Annotated in this window: 19 protein-coding genes; 12 read left to right on the plus strand and 7 right to left on the minus strand. The window is 47.2% G+C overall.

From position 1 onward, the window contains the following. Positions 1 to 56: 56 nt before the first annotated feature. Positions 57 to 620: a Uma2 family endonuclease gene (locus QUA24_RS04810; protein WP_333227647.1), complete on the minus strand. Its 564-nt coding sequence runs from the start codon at positions 618 to 620 to the stop codon at positions 57 to 59. A gap of 220 nt (positions 621 to 840) precedes the next feature. Between QUA24_RS04810 and QUA24_RS04815 the strand changes: the two genes are divergently transcribed. Then, positions 841 to 2,226 (plus strand): lipid-A-disaccharide synthase-related protein, encoded by a 1,386-nt coding sequence (locus QUA24_RS04815; protein ID WP_333227649.1) that lies wholly within the window; start codon positions 841 to 843, stop codon positions 2,224 to 2,226. 322 nt (positions 2,227 to 2,548) lie between these two features. On the opposite strand, the gene QUA24_RS04820 is transcribed toward QUA24_RS04815, so the two are convergent. Then, positions 2,549 to 3,340: a 2-phosphosulfolactate phosphatase family protein gene (locus tag QUA24_RS04820; RefSeq protein WP_333227651.1), complete on the minus strand. Its 792-nt coding sequence runs from the start codon at positions 3,338 to 3,340 to the stop codon at positions 2,549 to 2,551. A gap of 89 nt (positions 3,341 to 3,429) precedes the next feature. Here QUA24_RS04820 and QUA24_RS04825 point away from each other — a divergent pair, with 89 nt between their 5' ends. After that, positions 3,430 to 4,323, plus strand: a complete 894-nt coding sequence (locus QUA24_RS04825; RefSeq protein WP_333227653.1) for an EI24 domain-containing protein — start codon at positions 3,430 to 3,432, stop codon at positions 4,321 to 4,323. Between the two features lie 3 nt (positions 4,324 to 4,326). Here the strand turns inward: QUA24_RS04825 and QUA24_RS04830 are convergent, their stop codons facing one another. After that, a complete protein-coding gene (locus tag QUA24_RS04830) occupies positions 4,327 to 4,581 on the minus strand; it encodes a hypothetical protein (RefSeq protein WP_333227655.1) in 255 nt (84 codons plus the stop codon). A gap of 467 nt (positions 4,582 to 5,048) precedes the next feature. Between QUA24_RS04830 and QUA24_RS04835 the strand changes: the two genes are divergently transcribed. The 3 genes from QUA24_RS04835 (at position 5,049) to QUA24_RS04845 (ending at position 7,184) form a co-directional block, all read left to right on the plus strand. After that, a complete protein-coding gene (locus QUA24_RS04835) occupies positions 5,049 to 5,780 on the plus strand; it encodes a DUF7873 family protein (protein WP_190732936.1) in 732 nt (243 codons plus the stop codon). Positions 5,781 to 5,930: 150 nt separating this feature from the next. Next, a complete protein-coding gene (locus QUA24_RS04840) occupies positions 5,931 to 6,131 on the plus strand; it encodes a hypothetical protein (RefSeq protein WP_333227657.1) in 201 nt (66 codons plus the stop codon). Between the two features lie 123 nt (positions 6,132 to 6,254). Next, entirely contained in the window at positions 6,255 to 7,184 is a 930-nt protein-coding gene (locus tag QUA24_RS04845) for a serine/threonine-protein kinase (protein ID WP_333227659.1), read from the plus strand. Here QUA24_RS04845 and QUA24_RS04850 read toward each other — a convergent pair. From QUA24_RS04850 to QUA24_RS04860, 3 genes are all read right to left on the minus strand, one after another. Next, the gene (locus tag QUA24_RS04850) at positions 7,178 to 7,804 is read right to left on the minus strand and encodes a J domain-containing protein (RefSeq protein ID WP_333227661.1); all 627 of its coding nucleotides are present in this window, start codon (positions 7,802 to 7,804) and stop codon (positions 7,178 to 7,180) included. The two genes, QUA24_RS04845 and QUA24_RS04850, sit on opposite strands and share 7 nt — an antisense overlap. 130 nt (positions 7,805 to 7,934) lie before the next feature. After that, complete coding sequence (locus QUA24_RS04855) at positions 7,935 to 8,528, minus strand: ATP-dependent Clp protease proteolytic subunit (RefSeq protein ID WP_190741966.1); 594 nt, start codon at positions 8,526 to 8,528, stop codon at positions 7,935 to 7,937. A gap of 238 nt (positions 8,529 to 8,766) precedes the next feature. Then, positions 8,767 to 9,426, minus strand: a complete 660-nt coding sequence (locus tag QUA24_RS04860; RefSeq protein ID WP_333191593.1) for an ATP-dependent Clp protease proteolytic subunit — start codon at positions 9,424 to 9,426, stop codon at positions 8,767 to 8,769. Positions 9,427 to 9,498: 72 nt separating this feature from the next. On the opposite strand from QUA24_RS04860, the gene QUA24_RS04865 reads away from it, so the two are divergent. The 4 genes from QUA24_RS04865 (at position 9,499) to thrB (ending at position 13,044) form a co-directional block, all read left to right on the plus strand. Then, entirely contained in the window at positions 9,499 to 10,734 is a 1,236-nt protein-coding gene (locus QUA24_RS04865; protein WP_333227663.1) for a VWA domain-containing protein, read from the plus strand. A 222-nt stretch (positions 10,735 to 10,956) separates the two neighbouring features. Then, the gene (locus QUA24_RS04870) at positions 10,957 to 11,523 is read left to right on the plus strand and encodes a Uma2 family endonuclease (protein ID WP_333227665.1); all 567 of its coding nucleotides are present in this window, start codon (positions 10,957 to 10,959) and stop codon (positions 11,521 to 11,523) included. A gap of 3 nt (positions 11,524 to 11,526) precedes the next feature. After that, positions 11,527 to 12,021 carry a tetratricopeptide repeat protein gene (locus tag QUA24_RS04875; RefSeq protein WP_333227667.1) on the plus strand — a complete coding sequence of 165 codons (495 nt, stop codon included), beginning with the start codon at positions 11,527 to 11,529 and terminating at the stop codon, positions 12,019 to 12,021. A gap of 90 nt (positions 12,022 to 12,111) precedes the next feature. Next, positions 12,112 to 13,044, plus strand: coding sequence for a homoserine kinase (gene thrB / locus QUA24_RS04880; protein WP_333227669.1), 933 nt, complete (start codon positions 12,112 to 12,114; stop codon positions 13,042 to 13,044). 240 nt (positions 13,045 to 13,284) lie between these two features. On the opposite strand, the gene QUA24_RS04885 is transcribed toward thrB, so the two are convergent. Continuing rightward, positions 13,285 to 14,556, minus strand: coding sequence for an ATP-binding protein (locus QUA24_RS04885; protein ID WP_333227671.1), 1,272 nt, complete (start codon positions 14,554 to 14,556; stop codon positions 13,285 to 13,287). Positions 14,557 to 15,019: 463 nt separating this feature from the next. Between QUA24_RS04885 and QUA24_RS04890 the strand changes: the two genes are divergently transcribed. From QUA24_RS04890 to QUA24_RS04900, 3 genes are read left to right on the plus strand one after another with little or no spacing between them, the layout of a single operon-like run. After that, entirely contained in the window at positions 15,020 to 17,713 is a 2,694-nt protein-coding gene (locus tag QUA24_RS04890; RefSeq protein WP_333227744.1) for an endonuclease MutS2, read from the plus strand. Positions 17,714 to 17,716: 3 nt separating this feature from the next. Further along, positions 17,717 to 17,947 (plus strand): hypothetical protein, encoded by a 231-nt coding sequence (locus tag QUA24_RS04895; RefSeq protein ID WP_333227672.1) that lies wholly within the window; start codon positions 17,717 to 17,719, stop codon positions 17,945 to 17,947. 17 nt (positions 17,948 to 17,964) lie between these two features. Beyond that, the gene (locus QUA24_RS04900; protein WP_333038252.1) at positions 17,965 to 18,570 is read left to right on the plus strand and encodes a DUF3038 domain-containing protein; all 606 of its coding nucleotides are present in this window, start codon (positions 17,965 to 17,967) and stop codon (positions 18,568 to 18,570) included. The last annotated feature ends 14 nt before the right edge of the window (positions 18,571 to 18,584 follow it).

The following is an 18,584-nucleotide window of genomic DNA, read 5'->3' on the forward strand; positions in this document are numbered from 1 at the left end:
TCAGTGGTCAGTAGTCAGTAGTGATATCATGTGCGATCGCTCGATAGGACATGATATCACTCTAATAGCCAACCAAATAATTCTCCTACTGTCAGTTGCAATTCCCTGGCAAAAGATGGCATGGGCAATAACTGTTCCGGTTCGTCAAATACCTCCGTTGATTGAGTCGGCCGATATACAAAAACCGATCGCTCCTCTGGATCGATTAACCAACCCATTTGAGTTCCGTGCTTGAGACAATGTAAAATATTTTTAGTAACTTTAGTTTGGCTTTGGTCGGGGGAGAGGATTTCAATTGTCCAATCCGGGGCGATCGCAAACACATTTGCCACACCACCATTTTCTTTACGGGGAATGCGCTCCCAAGTGAATACACTCACGTCTGGAACGATCGCTCGACCGCCAAAAATGCACCGTAGTTCTGGAAATGCTCGCGCCACCTTTTGAGGTTTAAGAGCAGTATTAGCAGCGCTTGTCAACTCGCCTTGAATGACACTATGTTCTCCTTGAGGCATCGGTTTTTGAATGATTTCACCGTCAATGTACTCGCTGGCTGGTTTGGTTTCTGGCAACTTCAGAAACTCTTGGAGTGTCAAAGATTTTGGCAGGGTTTGTACCATCCAATTTTACCTATAAAATAGAGTTTCATCTGCTATTTTACCCAAAAGTCCCGGACTCGTGCGGGTCTACTTACTTCATTTTTTCCGCTATATAGTAGTTCTCAAAAAAGTGAGGTATGCCCAATGCCCCATGCCCAATGCCCCATGCCCAATGCCCCATACCCCATGCCCGATGCCCAATGCCCGATAATATGAGAGACAGTTTTTGAGAGAGTTGGGATTGAAATTACTTTGCCTCAGTAACGGCCACGGAGAAGACGCGATCGCCCTTCGCATCTTGCAGGAACTGCAACAGCACCCGCATCCGCCAGAATTAGCCGTGTTTCCGCTAGTGGGTGAAGGGCAAGCTTTCGCTCAACTAGAAAACGCCCGCATCATCGGCCCGGTGCAGCGGATGCCTTCGGGCGGCTTTATTTACATGGACGGGAGGGAATTTTTGCGCGATGTCAAAGGCGGCCTGCTGCAGTTGACAATCGCTCAGTTTAAAGCCATCCGCGCTTGGGTGCGGACCCAACAACAGTCTGGGAATCAAGACGGCGTTATTTTAGCCTGCGGGGATATTGTACCGCTGCTGTTTGCTTGGCTCAGTGGCGCGCCCTATGCCTTTGTCGGTACTGCCAAGTCCGAGTATTATTTGCGGGACGAGGACGGGCCTCTGGCTCGCAAATCCAGGGTCTTTGGTGGGTGGAATTGGTCGCGATCGGTTTATTTGCCTTGGGAGCGCTGGTTGATGACTCGATCGCGCTGCCGGGCCGTTTTTGCCAGGGACGCGCTCACCGCCGAGACTTTACAAAAGCTGGGAATTCCCGCTTACAATCTCGGAAACCCGATGATGGACGGACTCGAACCGGAAAACCCCGCCGGTTTTTACGGCCCTGACGCAGAGTTCCGGGAAATCGAGCGATCGCTCATCATCACTTTACTCCCCGGTTCTAGAGCGCCGGAAGCCTATGCTAATTGGCTGCTAATAGTAGAGGCTGTAGCCGGAATTTTATCGCTGTTTGCCGATCGCAAATTGTTATTTTTCGGAGCCATTTCTCCCCAGTTAAACTTAGAAGCTTTGCGACCTAGTTTAGAATTTTTCGGCTGGCGACAAGACGGCGAAATTAGAACGCAGCGGCGAGAAGGAAGTATTTTGCGACCTCCTGTTTCTAGCGCTCAAGAAATGCAGAAAGAATCTCCTAATTTACTATTGCCCATGACATTTGTGCAGAGAAACGCCACGATGATTTTGACTCAGCAAAGTTTTAACGATTGTTTGTACGAAGCCGATTTAGCGATAGCAATGGCAGGTACGGCTACAGAACAATTTGTAGGTTTAGGAAAACCCGCGATCGCCATTCCCGGAAACGGCCCGCAATTTACTTTCGCTTTTGCAGAAGCTCAAAGTCGCCTGTTAGGCCCGTCATTAATTTTAGTCAAACATCCCGCCGAAGTTGCCGGCGCCGTGCAGTCTTTGCTCCGCGACCCCGACAGGTTGCAGCTAATCGCTGAAAATGGCTGGCGCCGCATGGGAGAACCCGGTGCAGCAGCCAGAATTGCCGAATGTTTAATTCAGCGGTTCGGCGGTGAATGCAGCAATTCTCAATTGCCTGCAATCGACTAGGGACAAAACAATGTTTTGTCCCTACCAAATATCTTTAATTCTACTTTTTAAACAAAAATCTCGTTGGCTAACTACTAACTTCCGTTGTCTGTAGTGAGGAATGCAAGTCCTCTGATTTTTATGAAGACTTGCATTCCGATGCTGCAAACCAATTTTATTGTGGTTGTTCGAGTATGTGTGCAGGGCCGCGCACCTTACTAATAAGCTGTTGCGGCCTTGAAATTGTATGTCAAAAAAAATCAAAGTCTTGTGGGGTGGGCGTCCCGCCCGCCCTGAATATACAATTTAAATGCGCGACAGCTTACACCACTGGCAGAAAAATTTAATTCGCCGTTTTTTCCGAAGATGGAACCCAGAAATTAGCTTGAGGAATTTTAAAATCAGACTTAACCAACACTCCCGGTTCTCGCTGCACAGGCAGCACATCTAAAGTATCCGTTTGCGCGCAATATTTTAAATCTTCAATAACACCTAAACCGAGGAGGCGCTGACCGTGGCTGGCCCTTTCCAACAATTCGTGCAACCTATCTTGCCAGTGCAAATAAAGAGCAATAGCCCCAAATACTTCATCGTTGCCAGCAAAATCGCTCGCAGGAATACCGCTTTCTGCCAGGAGACTTTGGGCAATCGCACCAGCACAAACCGTATCTTCCAACGAATAACTCCCTTCCCAACCAGAACCCACAATCCAAATAGTTTCCGGCTGTTTATTTAACAAAAACTGCACCACAGATTTGCGGTTAATCAAAGCCGCCGTTAACACAGTTGCAGCAGCTTGCACTCTCTCCAGAGCCCGAGTACCGTTAGTTGTGCTGATAAAAATTCGCTTCCCAGTCACCTTTTCTGGCGTGCAGTCGAGGGGGGAATTCCCCATGTCAAATCCGTCGACTTTGCCGCCGCCGCGCTCTCCAGCGCGAATCCGCTTATCTGCAGGCCATTTTTCGCTCTCGACCATTAGCTTATCTAAGTCGCTGAAAACTTGGACAGCTTCCGCCCCATTATTCAGGGCCGTTGCCATTGTCGTAGTCGCCCGCAGCACATCAACTGCGATCGCGCAAGCCGGCATTTTGTCGCCTGGCGTAAGTTCCGGGGTATGGTAAATAAAAAGCTTCACTTTTGGGCAACCTGCGATAAATCCTCATCATTAATAATAATGGAAAGTGGATAATAGAAAATAGAGTCAAGCCCTCAAAAGCAGAAAATATGTCAAAACAGCTCAATTCAAACCCCGCCCACGCCGCCATTACCGCACCAATTGGACTCCTGGCAGGTTTCACCTATCCTTTGCGAGCTTTCACGCTGATTTTGCAAACTCCCAAGCTGTGGACTTATGTATTAGTTCCCGTGGTGCTAAATTTTATAATTGGTATTGGTCTTTATTTAAGCTTGCTATTTCCCAGTTTGGCTGGGATAGATGTTTTAGTTGCCGATTTGTCCGTCCGATTTAATGCTCTAATTGCGAGTTTTCCCGCTTGGCTGAGCTTTCTCGGCGTGTTAACAGTTGCTTTCGGCTGGCTGCTGCGCGTACTCCTAGTGTCAGGACTTTTGCTGATAATTGGATTTTTGTTAGTGCAGTTTGGCGTGATTTTAGGTTCGCCCTGGTACGGCAAACTTTCCGAACAATTGGAACTCCTGCGGAACGGTCAATTGCCCGCAGAAGAACCAATGAATTTGGCGAGTAGTTTTGGGGATATTCAAAGGGCGATCGCCTTTGAACTGCGAAAACTACAAATTTTGGTGAGCGTCGGTATACCGCTGCTGCTGCTAAATTTCATTCCAGGAGTCGGCTCTATTCTTAGCAGTTTGGGTGGCGTAGCTTTGGGCGCGACTATTGTCTGTTTGGACTTTTTAGATGCACCTTTGGAGAGGCGCAGGCGACCTTTTCAGGAGAAGTTGGAGATAATTTGGGCTAGTTTGCCGGCCAGCGGGAGTTTTGGTTTGGTTTGTTTGGGCTTGGTGAGCATTCCGCTGTTGAATCTGTTGGCGATTCCGCTGTGCGTGACGGCGGGAACTTTGTTTTTTTGCGATCGCATTTGGCCGGCCCGCTTTGCCCCAGAAGAAACTCATAGCGATCGAGAAACTAACATTACCAATTAAAAACTAGGAAGATGCTTCTTCCTTCGGCTGACTTTGGGAATTAAGACCCAAAAACGGGCTTAACAACAGCCAGCTAATGAAGAAAAAGGATGCTGTAAATAGCTGGACAATATCGATCGCCGACAAATATCCGTCAGATAATAGTGCAATAGTTCTATCTGTCAGCCCGAATATCCAAGAGAGAATCCCAAACAGCCAAATGCCTTTTTGGAGCATGGGCAAAAATGCTGAAACTTCGGAGTTTTGCTGCTTGTTCATTGATTTAGCCCTTGTTTGCGAAAAGTCTGATTAACCGGGGCACCCCAAGGGCTTAAGGATTTTTGGTGTCTCCTCGGATTCCCTTTGTTATCTATATGTTAAGAAATATTTCCCGATATGGCAACGCGCCCTGAGAGGGATTCCCGCATCAATCTCAAGAGGTAGTTGGAGCGCTGACAAAGAGTTATATTTGCTACACTTTGGCAGCGACGCTAGAGATTTTGCCGATTTTTTGAGATATAAATTGCTGACCACGGATAGCAGCGGGATCTCTTGGCACAAAAAAAAGCTTGTAATTTATATTGAATTATGCAATTCTACAAAATGAACAAGTCTGGTTAAAGAACGATCGTGAGGTTTGTACTGAGGAGGGAGAGTTATCAAAGCCCTAAAAGCCACAGGACAAACAATTTGATTATCAGTATTAACCCGGCTTGATATGAGTTCAGCGTCAATAAAATCGAACAATGGCACGCTTAAATCAGATTATTGCGATCGAAAAAGGCATCAAAAGCCGCTCGGTTCAAGAACTGGCAGAAGCTCAAAAAGCTCTCCAGAAGCCCGCTGTACTTTCTGGAATCTCCCGCACTTACCGTCCCAAAGACGAAGAAGGCGAACAACTGCCGCCCGAGTCCAAAAAAGTTGAAGTCAAAGCAGAAGAGATTATCCGCAAAACGACTGAAGTTTTGACCAAACTCTTCGACGTAACCGCAACCAAAGATTGGACAAATTGTAGCGCCCGCGCGGACGTAACTGTAGACGGAAACGTGCTTTTGAGCCAAGTTCCCGTCAGCTATTTGCTATTCATTGAAAAACAGTTAGCAGACTTGCAAGCATTTATCAAAAAACTTCCAGTCTTAGATGCTTCCGAGACTTGGAACTTCGATGCTTCGGCAGACTGTTGGGCTACAGAACCGGTGCAAACTCTCAAGACTTTTAAGACTCCGCGCAATCACGTTAAAGCTGAAGCTACCGAACACCATCCGGCTCAAGTCGATGTTTATTACGAAGATATTACGATCGGCTATTGGCGGACTGTCAAGTTTTCTGGCGCTTTGCCAGCACGGCGGATCAATGAGTTGCTGCAAAGGGTGGAAATCTTGCAGCAAGCTGTTATGTTCGCCCGCGAAGAAGCTAACAATTCTGAAGTTGAGGAACAGAGAGTGGGAGAGCGAATTTTTCAGTTTATTTTTCGCTGATTGCTTGCTTTTTTGATAGTTATGGTTTAAGATATAAACAGAGTACAAGTTAAAACTCAAACTTCAACTTAAACCGTACAAATGTGATAGTGCAGGTTCGACTCCTGTCCCTCCTACCCAAAATAAGCCCAAAATAGGGGGGTAGCCCAATTGGCAGAGGCAGCATTGCGTACAAATTCAACAGCAAGCTATTACTCTAAACTCAGCATTCACCGCCGATCGCAAAAACGAATGTCAGGAAAAAATAACATCATCGAGGTTGCTGGCTCATATCCAGCCCCCTCTACCAAACGCAGGGGGGTAGCTCAATCGGTAGAGCGCGATGCTATTAATCTTAAATCCTTGACTTAAATGTGATAGTGTGCCCAAATGGGCGGTAAATATAAACCCAGTAGTAAGGTCAGAACTGCTGGGTTTTATGCTAATAATTGATTCAATTCGTTAAATCCGTCAGTCCTGGACGTATCAAGACAGATGATTTATTGCATCAATCCTCACTGCGAACAACGCGAAAATCCTGCTGCTGCTCAAAATTGTCAGGCTTGCGGCACAGATTTGTTAATTGGCGATCGCTATCGTATCCTTAAATCAGTGCGATCGCCCAATCCCGCACGCCCCACAGACATCTTTGAAGTTGAAGATTTGGGAACCGGGGAAAACGAATGGGGAACTGTCAAAATTTTAAAAGTCTTGAAACACACCCACAATCCCGATTTAGTTCGGTTGTTCAAGCAAGAAGCGCGAGTTTTGATTTGGCTGGCTGGAAAGGGCTCAGTTCCCCAAGTCGAACCTGACGGTTATTTCCCAATTAAACTCCCCCATAACTTCCAGAAATTGTCTTGTTTGGTGATGGAAAAAATTACCGGAGACAACTTGGCAGAATTCTTAACTGAAAAACAGTACGTTCCTCAAAATCTTGCTCTTGATTGGCTGCAACAAATGCTTCATATTTTGCAGGAAATCCACAATTATCGTGTAGTACATCGGGATATTAAGCCATCCAACCTGATGGTTGAACCCAATGGGAAATTGAGATTAATTGACTTCGGCGCCGCCACAGAAGCAGATATAGATACCGCACCCATAGGTTCTGCTGGATACGCCGCACCGGAACAAATTCTAGGTAAAGCAGGCGTGCGATCGGACTTTTTTGCCCTAGGGCGTACTTTTGTACATTTATTAACAGGCATAGAGCCGATTAACTTTCCCCTTAATGAAAAAACTGGTAAAATTAATTGGAGGAACCAGGCTGTAGATATTGACCCGTTACTCCTAGACTCGATCGACGAATTGATAGAACCGCTACCAGAAAACCGGCCTGAAAATACCCAACTTATTTTAGAAAAATTAAAAATTCACGACGCAGACCCCCTGAAAGAGGGGGACGCAACATCGCTTCAATAAATCTCTTCCAACCTGCGAAAATCCCGCTCAACTTCCGCCCACAAAGCCCGGTTGTGAGGGTCAGTTTTCACAGCTTTTTTCAAATAAATTCTCGCCTTATCAACCTGCTTTTCTCCGATCAAATGCCGTCCCCAGCGCTGATAGGCGATCGCCTGCCACTGACGCACCTCCAAATCTTCGGGAACCCGCTGGGCCAAACCCTCAATCAAGGCGATCGCCCGTGGGAACCTCTGATATTTCAGCAACTGCTGCAATTCAACATAAGCATCTTGCTTTAACTTTTGTTCCGCAGCCGACAAATCCGCATGAGATTGATCGGGCGGGTCTTTTCGAGTCACTTTCACTGCCTGCGGTTGAGCTTTCACCCCCTGATCCGGCGCTGTCCAACTAGGCGGCACAGTTGAATTGGCAACTTTCGACTCCGCAACCTGGTGGGGGGCAACCTCCACCAGGAACTTATAAGCCTCAGTAATAGCAATAAACTTATTCTTAGCCTGTTCGTTTCCCGGATTCACATCGGGGTGATACTGTCTGGCTAACTGCCGATAAGAGGCTTTAACTTGCGATAAACTCGCACCAGACCTTAATCCTAACTGTCGGTAATAATCTGCAATATCCATCTAGCATGAATGAGCGGTGATAGTACCATTAAATATGGCAGAATCCTTAAATGTAAAGATTCTGCCAAAATTTACTGCGAACTAGGTTTTAGTGCGAGGGTTGCCCGCACTACTGAAGCGAAAAAACAACTTACGGACGCTCTTCGATCACTCTGTCAATCAAGCCGTATTCCTTGGCTTCCTCAGCGGACATGAAATAGTCGCGATCCATGTCCTTCTCGATTTTCTCGATCGGCTTGCCAGTATTTTTAGCGTAGATATTATTGAGTTCGTGGCGCAGCCGCAGAATCTCTTTCGCCTCAATCTGAATATCCGTTGCTTGTCCTCGCGTGCCCCCAGAAGGCTGGTGAATCATGATTCGCGAGTGAGGCAAAGCTAACCGTTTCCCCTTCGCACCTGCAGCTAACAGGAAAGAACCCATCGAAGCAGCCAAGCCCACACAAATCGTCACCACGTCCGATTTAATGTGCTGCATGGTATCAAAAATAGCCATGCCTGCCGACACCATTCCGCCTGGGGAATTGATGTACAAAATAATATCCTTACCTGAATCTTCCGAATCAAGATAGAGCATCACAGCGATGATTTGATTGGCAATTTCATCGTCAACGTCCCTGCCCAAGAAAATAATCCGTTCCCGGTAGAGGCGATCGTAGATATTAATCCACTGAGTATCATAACCACCCGGCATTTTGTAGGGAACTTTTGGCACACCTATAGGCATAATTCGGAACTCCGTTTAGTTGGTAATTGGTGATCGGGCAATTGGGCATCGGGCAATTGGGCAATTGGGCATTGGGCATTGGGCATTGGGCATTGGGCATTGGGCATCGGGCATTGTTAGTCATAAAAAGACTATTTAGTAACTAATCAGGGTAGGAACTACTAGGCATTAACCCTTAATTCTTACTCATTCCCGATTCCCGATTCCCGATTCCCGATTCCCGATTCCCGATTCCCAGTTAGATGACTCCTGCAGGCAGCGGTTTCGGCAATTCTTCCGAACTTTCAAGAACGCGATCGATCAAACCGTATTCTTTCGCTTCATAAGGCGTCATGTACAGCAACCGATCCATATCTTTAGTAATCTTTTCGATCGGTTGACCAGTACAGCTTGCAAAAATATCAAGCATCGTCGCTTTATTTGCCAGCACTTCCTTAGCCCGAATTTGAATGTCGCTTGCTTGACCCCGCGTGTAAGCCTTGGGTTGGTGCAACACAATCGAAGCGTGCGGCAAACTCGCCCGAAAGCCTTTTGTACCAGCCGCTAACAGCATCGCAGACATCCCCATTGCCGAACCGAGGCAAATAGTGTGTACGGGCGGCTTAATGTACCTGATCGTATCGCAGATAGCGAAGGCTTCTGTTTCAAAGCCGACGGGTTCGCCACTGTAACCAGAAGTGCCGGTCGAGTTGATGTAGATTTTGATCGGCTTCTCGGGGTCTTCGTACTGCAAGAACAACAGTTCAGCGATAATTAGTTCTGTTACCGCAGGCACCAGAGGCATCCCCAGATAAACGATCCGCTCCTTCAGCAACAGGGATGGCAAATCGGGAGGTGGCGTCCGAGAGTTACCTTCCCCGTAGTATGGCGATTGCACAGCTTTAATTGGTGTGTTCATATAACCGAAATGTTGCCTGAACTGATGGAGCTATTCTTAAAGAAATACTAACGCAATCTTTAGGTATCCCGCATGAAAGTTAGTTTGCTCCCGGTTTTAAACGACCCTAACCTAGACGCTGCTGCGCCCTCAACGCAGCGCCAGCTAGCGATTTCGGTGTCTGCGACGGCAAGCTCGATCGACTCCAGCGTACCCTTAAACCTGTGCCTGATTCTCGACCACAGCGGTTCGATGGGCGGACGCCCCTTGGAAACCGTCAAACAAGCCGCCGGACGGTTGCTCGACAGGTTGAAGCCCGGGGATCGCTTTTGTGCGGTGGCTTTCGACCACAAAGCCAAAGTCCTCGTCCCCAATCAAATTGTGGGAGATCCCAGCAGTATTAAACGGCAAATTGAGCAATTGCGATCGGCCGGTGGCACAGCAATTGATGAGGGCATTAAGTTAGGTATTGAAGAGTTGGGCAAAGGCAAAAAAGAAGCTATATCTCAGGCATTTCTGCTGACTGACGGCGAAAATGAACACGGCGACGACAGCCGCTGTTTGAAGTTGGCTAAATTGGCTGCTGACTACAACATGACTTTAAATTCTCTGGGATTTGGCGATAACTGGAATCAGGATATTTTGGAAAAGATTGCTGACGCTGGCGGCGGTGCTCTGGCACACATTCAGCGTCCCGAAGATGCGGTTGACGAGTTTGGTAAACTGTTTAGTCGCGTCCAAGGTGTAGGTTTGACTAATGCTTATTTGCTATTTTCCCTAATGCCAAAAGTGCGGTTAGCCGAACTCAAACCGATCGCCCAAGTTGCCCCGGATACGATCGAATTACCGGTACAGCAAGAGGGCGACCGTTTTATGGTGCGCCTGGGAGATTTAATGAAGGATATAGAGCGAGTAGTTTTGGCTAATATTTATATTGGACAGTTGCCCGAAGGTACACAGGCGATCGGGCAATTGCAAATTCGCTACGACGATCCGAGTGTCGGTCAAGGTTTGCTTTCCGATCCTGTTGCACTTTCGGCTAATGTCCTGAAAGTTTATCAGCCGGCACTTAACCCAACGGTGCAGCAGCACATTTTAGCTTTGGCTAAATACCGCCAAACTCAACTCGCAGAAACTAGATTGCAACAGGGCGATCGAGCCGGCGCGGCAACCATGCTGCAAACTGCCGCTAAAACTGCTTTGCAAATGGGCGATAAAAGTGCCGCTACTGTGCTGCAAACCTCTGCTACTCGCTTGCAGTCTGGCGAACAATTGAGTGAAGCCGATCGCAAGAAAACTCGGATTGCTTCTAAAACTATTTTGAAGTAATCGGGCGATTTGAAATTTTAAATAATTTTAAATTGGGCGATCGGACAATTTGGTGACGCGAAATCGCCTCTACAAAAACGAAACCCGCCTGGGCGCGGGTTTCAATATTCTGAGTTTCGCCTGCAAAAAGCGAAAGTTAGTGTAGGCCGATTGTTTCAAGCTGTGGCTCGTGTAGAAGCTCGATCGTTTAGAATGTTTGTATCACCTATCAAGAGTGCTTGTATGAGCCAGACAATATCTGATAAAGTACGCTGGACTACCGCCGATTTAGAACTATTGCCCGATAACGGCGATCGTTACGAAATTATTGATGGAGAGTTATTTGTGACCTGGGCAGCACACTGGAATCATCAAGAAGTTTGTGGTAACATTTGCATAGAGTTAAATAATTGGTCACAAAAAACAGGATTAGGAGAATCAGTAATTAGTCCAGGGGTGATTTTTACAGATGTAGATTGTGTTATTCCTGATGTGGTTTGGATTAGCAACGAACGCTTGGCTATCTTGCTAGACGAAGCGGGACATTTAACCGCCGCACCAGAGTTAATTGTTGAAGTGTTATCCCCCGGTGCAGACAATCAGACACGCGATCGAGACGTGAAACTCAGACTCTATTCGGTGCGACGAGTGCAGGAATACTGGGTTGTGAATTGGCAATTGCAGCAAATAGAAGTTTATCGCAGGGAACAAGCAAGTTTAAGGCTCATTGCTACACTGTTGAGCAATGATGAACTAACTTCCCCTTTGTTGCCCGGTTTTAGTTGTTCGGTCGCTCAAATTTTTGCCTAAATTATGAAATCATCATTTTACAATTTAATTGCTACTCTAGTAATCTTTACTATCTTTGGTAATATATCCCCTGCTGTCTCTGCTAAATCCTCAGCAATATTAATAGCTCAAAAAATAATTGTTCAAAATCCTGCTGAAGATTTATTCAATAGTGCTTTATCCAAATCAGAGGCAGGAGACATTCCAGGGGCGATCGCCGATTACACCGAAGCTATTCGCCTCAACCCCAACTACGCCAAAGCCTACAACAAACGCGGCATCATCCACGGCCGCAATCTCAAAGACTATCCAGCAGCTAAAGCAGATTTCGATCGCGCCATTGAAATTAACCCCAACTACGGCGACGCCTACTACAACCGCGCCAGAGTCCGCGAGTTCTTAGAAGACAAAGACGGGGCGATCGCCGATTATCAAAAAGCAGCCGAAATCTATCAAAAAGATGGCAATACCAACGATTATCAAGATGCCATACAGCATCTTCAAATTCTGCAAAAATAGAGTGCTTTTGAAAACATAGTATAATATGCTTCGATCTGCGTTCATCCGCATTGATCTGCGGTTAAATATTCCAAATCCACCATTCAAAAAATGCCCGAAACTTCCACCGTCACCGTTACCGTACCCGCCACAACGGCCAATTTAGGCCCCGGCTTCGACTGCATCGGCGCCGCTTTAAGCCTCTACAACCGCTTCCAATTCTCCCGACTCGAACCCTCAGCAACCGAGAAACTAAAAATTACTGTTACAGGCAAAGAAACCACCAAAGTCAAGACAGATGACAGCAATCTCGCTTATCAAGCATTTATAAAGTTATACGGATACCTGAACCAATCGCCGCCGCCCGTAGCCATACATATAGATATGCAAGTGTCGCTGGCTAGAGGTTTAGGAAGTTCCGCCACAGCTATTATCGGTGGGTTAGTTGGTGCAAATGAATTAGCCGGAAAGCCTTTGAGTCAGGTGGAAGTGATGCAATTGGCGATCGAACTTGAAGGACATCCCGACAACGTTGTCCCTGCATTACTCGGAGGGTGTCGCCTCGCTGCTAGCAATACACCAAGAGGTTCCTGGGAGATTTGCGATATTCCCTGGCATCCGAATATTGTGCCCGTGGTAGCCATCCCCGATTTTGAACTTTCTACAGCCGAAGCCCGCAAAGTTTTGCCAGCAGATTACAGTAAGGCTGACGCGATTTTTAATGCTGCACACCTCGGTTTGCTAGTGCGGGCTTTGGAAACTGGCAATGAAAACTGGCTGCGCTGCGCCCTCCAAGACAAAATTCACCAACCTTATAGGCAATCTCTGATTAAGGGATATGAAGCGGTGCAACAAGCTGCCCTGAATGCAGGGGCCTATGAAATGGTAATTAGCGGTGCCGGGCCAACGCTTTTAGCTTTAACGGATGTGGCTAACGCTGTTGCGGTTGAGAAAGCGATGGCGGCTGCTTGGATGGAATTTGGGGTAAAGGCTGAGGTAAGGGCGATCGGCCTTGATACTCAAGGCGCGCAAGTCTCCCTTTAATTATTCCAATCCTAGACACACAACATCTACATAACCGTGTTTTGTAGGGGCAATCTCTCGTGGTTGCCCCTCTCGATGGAATTATTCATATTTCTATTCTCTTTTCGGTAACTTCTGCCATTCCCTCTACAAAATTTTACCTGAAAAAAGTGCAGTCATTGTAGGGGCGGATTCACAAGAATTTCCGGCTACCACCAACCATTTCAAAAACCCGCCCCCACCAACGGTAAATACTGTTAATTAACTGTGACGCAGCGGAATCTCTATCTGAATTTTAGTGCCTTTACCCGGTTCGGAAAAACACTTGAACTCTCCTTTGTGCTGCTCTACAATTATCCGATAGCTGAGAGCAAGTCCCGATGATATGGGTGGTTCCGCAGGTTTTGCTCCCAAAAATGGATCGGAAATTTCGGCTGTGGTATCTTTGCTATGTGCGATGTCGTTATCAGCAATCTCAATCGAAATTCGCTGAGCATCGACCACCTGAGTGGTAATCAAAATCACAGGCTTAAATTTGACTGATTCCAACTCCTCTAAATCTTGAGCCGACTCTTCCAAAGCATCGATCGCGTGATTGATGATATTCAGAAAAGCTTGATTGAGCAGCCCTGCATAACACTCAATCTGTGGCAAATTGCCGAATTGTTTCATCACCTTGATGTCTCGCCTTCCCTCGCGAGCCGGCAAGCGGTGCTGCAACAACAACAGAGTATTTTCTAAACCGTCGGAAACATCAAATAACTGCCAGCCCGATCGATCGCTGCGGGAAAAATCCTGTAGCGACAAGATTATTTGACGGATGCGATCGCTCCCGGTACGCATGGAACTCACAATTTTTAATAAATCGTCGAGTACGAATTCCACATCCATATCTTGTTGTTTTTGCAGAATTTCCGCTCCGGGATTGACTAGATCTTTTTGATACAATCGCAGCAGTTCTATTAAATCGGTCGCGTAGCTTTGGACGTGAGTTAGATTGCTGTAAATAAAAGTAATTGGGTTGTTAATTTCGTGGGCTATCCCAGACACCAACTCGCCCAAACTAGACATTTTTTCATTTTGCAGCATTCGATCGCGCGACAGTTGCAATTCTTGCTGGGTTAACTCCAACCGCGCCCTCAACTCGCGCGATCGCTTAGACGCGCGCACCCGCGCCAATAATTCCTGCTTAACAATCGGTTTAAACAGAAAATCGTCAAAGGGCGCATCCAATTCTTGGATTTCATCAAATTGCTCCGGTGTTGTCAGCAGAATAAAATAGGCTGTTGCCAATTCTCGTGAAGCGAAGCTATCCCGTAGGGAATCGACTTTCACCAGCCGGCACACCTCCAAAAAGTTGATTTGAGGGGAAGTCCCGTCGCAAATTATCGCATCGGGGGAAAATTCCCTCGCCAAGTCTAAACCCTCCTTGTCGTCGGGAACGACTCTCACCTGATGTCCCTCTTGGCTGAGTAACTTTTGCACAACTTGAAAAGTCACAGTATCCCCGATGATCGCCAGAATCTTTGCCATACTTCTACCAACTCTACAAATTACTTTTTAGGATACAACCGCCAGAATTGCGCTGACAGATTTAAAATTCCAAAATAGTTCAATTACATCAAAAAACAACCGATGCCCGCTTCCTCAAAACCCCAAATCGCCCATACCATTTTAGATTTTATATTTTAGATCAAAAAATTGGGAATGATTTACTGTATAATAGTTGGGAGCTTGCCTAAAGTTGCAAACTTTTTGGGGAATGGTATCACTAGAAGGTATAATTTTAGACGGGCAATGCAAAAATGCAAATTTTCTCCTTCGTAATTAATGGTACATCAGAGCTTTCTGCCGAAAGACTGCTGAGGGCGATCGCAGATACTTTCTCAAATTGCGCCAGGAAACAATAAAAAACTTTAAAATCAATTAATAGTATCGTTAAATTCACCTTCTCGGTCAGCGCCTGAGAATGCCAATTACCAACACCACCTCAACTTTGATTCAAGCCGAAACACTAGAACTATTAGAATGGCCGCGCCTGTGTCAGCACTTGGCTACCTTCGCGGCCACCAAACTCGGCGTCGCCGCCGCCCTCGACCTCGAAATCCCGGCAACTCAAGCTCAAACAGCAGAACTCCTAGCCCAAACTCAGGAAACTTATCAGTTAGAGAGCCGCGCTGGCGGTGCTTTGAGTTTTGAAGGAATCCAAGACATCGGCACTTCCCTGCAGCGAGCCGAACTCCAAGGTTTGCTCAGCGGCGAAGAATTGCTGGCAATTGCTACTACTCTCGCCGGAGCAAGGCAATTGCGCCGGATAATTGACTCTCAGCCAGATGTGCCGACGCTCAAAGAACTGGCATCCCAATTGCGGACTTATCCCGAACTAGAGCAAGAAATCCATCGCTGTATAGACGATCGCGCTCAAGTAGCAGACAGAGCCACTCCTAAATTAGCAGGAATTAGAGTTCAAATGCGACAGTTGCGCGATCGCATTTATCAAATATTGCAGGGGATTTTGCAGCGCCAATCCAACGCCGTACAAGAACAGCTAATTACCCAAAGAAGCGGACGCTTTGTCATTCCCGTCAAAGCTCCCCAAAAAGATGCCATACCGGGCATCGTTCACGACTCCTCGGCCAGCGGCGCGACACTGTACGTAGAACCCCACAGCACAGTCAATCTTAACAACCAAATGCGGCAGTTGCTCAGGCAAGAACAAGCGGAAGAAGAAGCAGTCCGCCGCGCCCTCACGGAGCAAGTCGCAGCAGTAAAACCCGATTTAGACAGATTGGTGGTGGTAGTTACAACTTTAGATTTAGCGGCCGCTAAAGCGCGTTATAGTTACTGGTTGCAAGCAAATCCGCCGAAATTTATCGAATTGGGAGAGCCAGAATTAGCACCAAAAAATCCCGAAAAAGAAGAGGAGGAAAAAGAAGATGAGGAAAACTCAGAAAACAGTCAATTATTAATTCGCAACCTGCGATCGCAAATTACCCTGCGCCAGTTGCGCCATCCTTTATTAGTTTGGCAGCAACAGCACGAGCAAGGCTTTCCAGTCGTGCCGGTCGATTTAACGATCGGGCCGCACATCCGCGTCGTCGCCATCACTGGCCCCAACACTGGTGGCAAAACTGTCACCCTCAAGACCTTGGGATTGGCAGCTTTAATGGCAAAAGCAGGAATGTTTGTTGCCGCGCGTGAACCCGTAGAATTGCCTTGGTTCGACAATATTTTGGCTGATATTGGTGACGAACAATCTTTGCAGCAAAGTTTGTCTACTTTCTCCGGCCATATCCGCCGCATCAGCCGCATTTTAGAAGTTTTAGGCAATAAATCGCAGGCTGAAGGGGAAGAAAATTTAAACCTGACAATTACTAATTCCCAACAGCAAGACGAGGAGGTCACAGATACACAGAGCACAGTTTCTGCTCTCCCAATTCTCAAACCTAAATTACAAATTCCCCAACCCCAAATCCCAATTACCAATTCCCAATTACCAATTCCCAAATCTTTAGTTTTGTTAGACGAAGTAGGAGCGGGGACAGACCCCTCAGAAGGCAGTGCATTGGCGATCGCCCTGTTGAAATACCTCGCCCAACATTCCCTGTTAACAGTTGCAACTACCCACTTTGGCGAACTCAAAGCCCTCAAATATCAAGACTCCCGCTTTGAAAATGCCTCAGTAGAATTTGACGACAATTCCATGCAGCCAACCTATCGCTTGCTGTGGGGAATTCCCGGACGTTCCAACGCCCTCACCATTGCCAAAAGACTCGGTTTGCTAGCATCCATAGTCGAAGAAGCTCAAACCTATGTCGGGGGAGCCTCTCAAGATGTTAATCAAGTGATTGCTGGACTCGAAGCACAGCGCCGGAAACAGGAAACCAAGGCCAGAGAAGCAACTCAACTGCTACACCAAACCGAAAAACTGCACAGAGAAGTTTCTCAAAAAGCAGCCGCTTTGCAAGAGCGGGAGCGAGAACTAAAAATAGCTCAGGAAGTGGCAGTAAAGGAGGCTATAGGGTCGGCAAAATCAGAAATTGCTCAAATCATTCGTCGCTTGCAGTCGGGCAACCAGACGGCTCAAAATGCTCAACAAGCGACAGATACTTTAAATCAAATTTCTGAAAAACATCTGCCCTCTCGGCAACAACCGGCTAAACCCAAACCGAGTTTTATGCCGAAAGTGGGCGATCGCATCCGCATTCCCAGCTTGGGCCAAACCGCCGAAGTCCTCAGCGGCCCAGACGCTAACGAAGAATTGAGCGTCCGGTTTGGGATTATGAAAATGACTGTCAAACTAGGAGAAATTGAATCCCTCGACGGTCAAAAACCGGAAACTAAAGCTCAATTAGCCAAGGCGGCCGCCCAAGCACAAGCACTCGCTACGGCTAAAGCTAAGCAAGCAGCGGCGGAACCTGCAAAACCCAATCCCGAAATTGCCATTCGCACTGCTAATAATTCGATCGACCTACGGGGTGCGAGAGTCTCAGACGCAGAAATCGAAATAGACAGAGCTCTTTCCAAAGCTGTGGAATACGGAGTTTTGTGGATAATTCACGGCAAAGGTACGGGACAGTTGCGGCGCGGGGTTCACGAGTTCCTCGCTTCTCACCCGCAGGTTTCCCGCTTTGAGCTCGCCAGTCAAAAAGAAGGAGGTGCAGGTGTGACGATCGCTTATTTACATTGATTTGTGGCATCCCGTGACGTAGCATGGTTAGGGGTAAAAATTTATGGGTTTTGCGGATTGCGATCGATCGAACTTGAAACCGCAACTTTTCACCCGCAACTCCGTCCAGCAGTTAGGATTGCCGGAATCAAAGCAACGAGCTATGGAGACAAATTAACAGATATGCTGTTGCCCACAGGCCGCAAAGCTTTTATCACTGCATACTGTTTGATATCCTGCCTCAACCAGTCTTAATTTCCCGTGCTGAAGCCATGCGCTCGACCGTAAAGTCCTCCGCTCCCACAAACGAAACGGGCCAATCTCCCAACTGGGAAGAATTGACCCAAAAAGCACCAGAACCTACCCAGTTGGACAACATTAAAGCCCAACTGGATTTAGTGCTGTTAGCCCTAGAAGCACTGGCAGAAATAGGATCAGAGGCGATGCTCAAGGTAGCAGCCGAACTGAATTTAGAGCCAATGGTAGCCGATCGGGTAGCTTTGTGGCGGCTGCGCCAATCTAACCCACTACGGAAAGGCCACGGAGGGCGCAAAAAACTCGATGTGGAGGAAGCTCGATCGCTCGTTTTGATAAGCTGTCATTTGGCAAAACAGCACCAAGCTTTAATCCGCCGCGCTGTTGCTTTGCTCGAACAAATGGCAGAGCAAAACCGCGAACCTCACACCATCGCTTTGCTGGGAGATTATATTGACAGGTTCAGCAACACTTATGGCTCGCGCATGGAAGATGCAGAAAATTTATCGGCCCGAGAGTTGACTGATTTGGCCCTCAAACTCCTGATCGATTTGCTGTTTTACAGCAGTCCCGGCGGCCACCGCCGCCTCTGGCTGGCTCTTCTAGACCGCGCTAAAAATTAAACAACGGTCAACAG

This window comes from Microcoleus sp. Pol12B5, from assembly GCF_036701335.1.
GTDB lineage: Bacteria > Cyanobacteriota > Cyanobacteriia > Cyanobacteriales > Microcoleaceae > Microcoleus.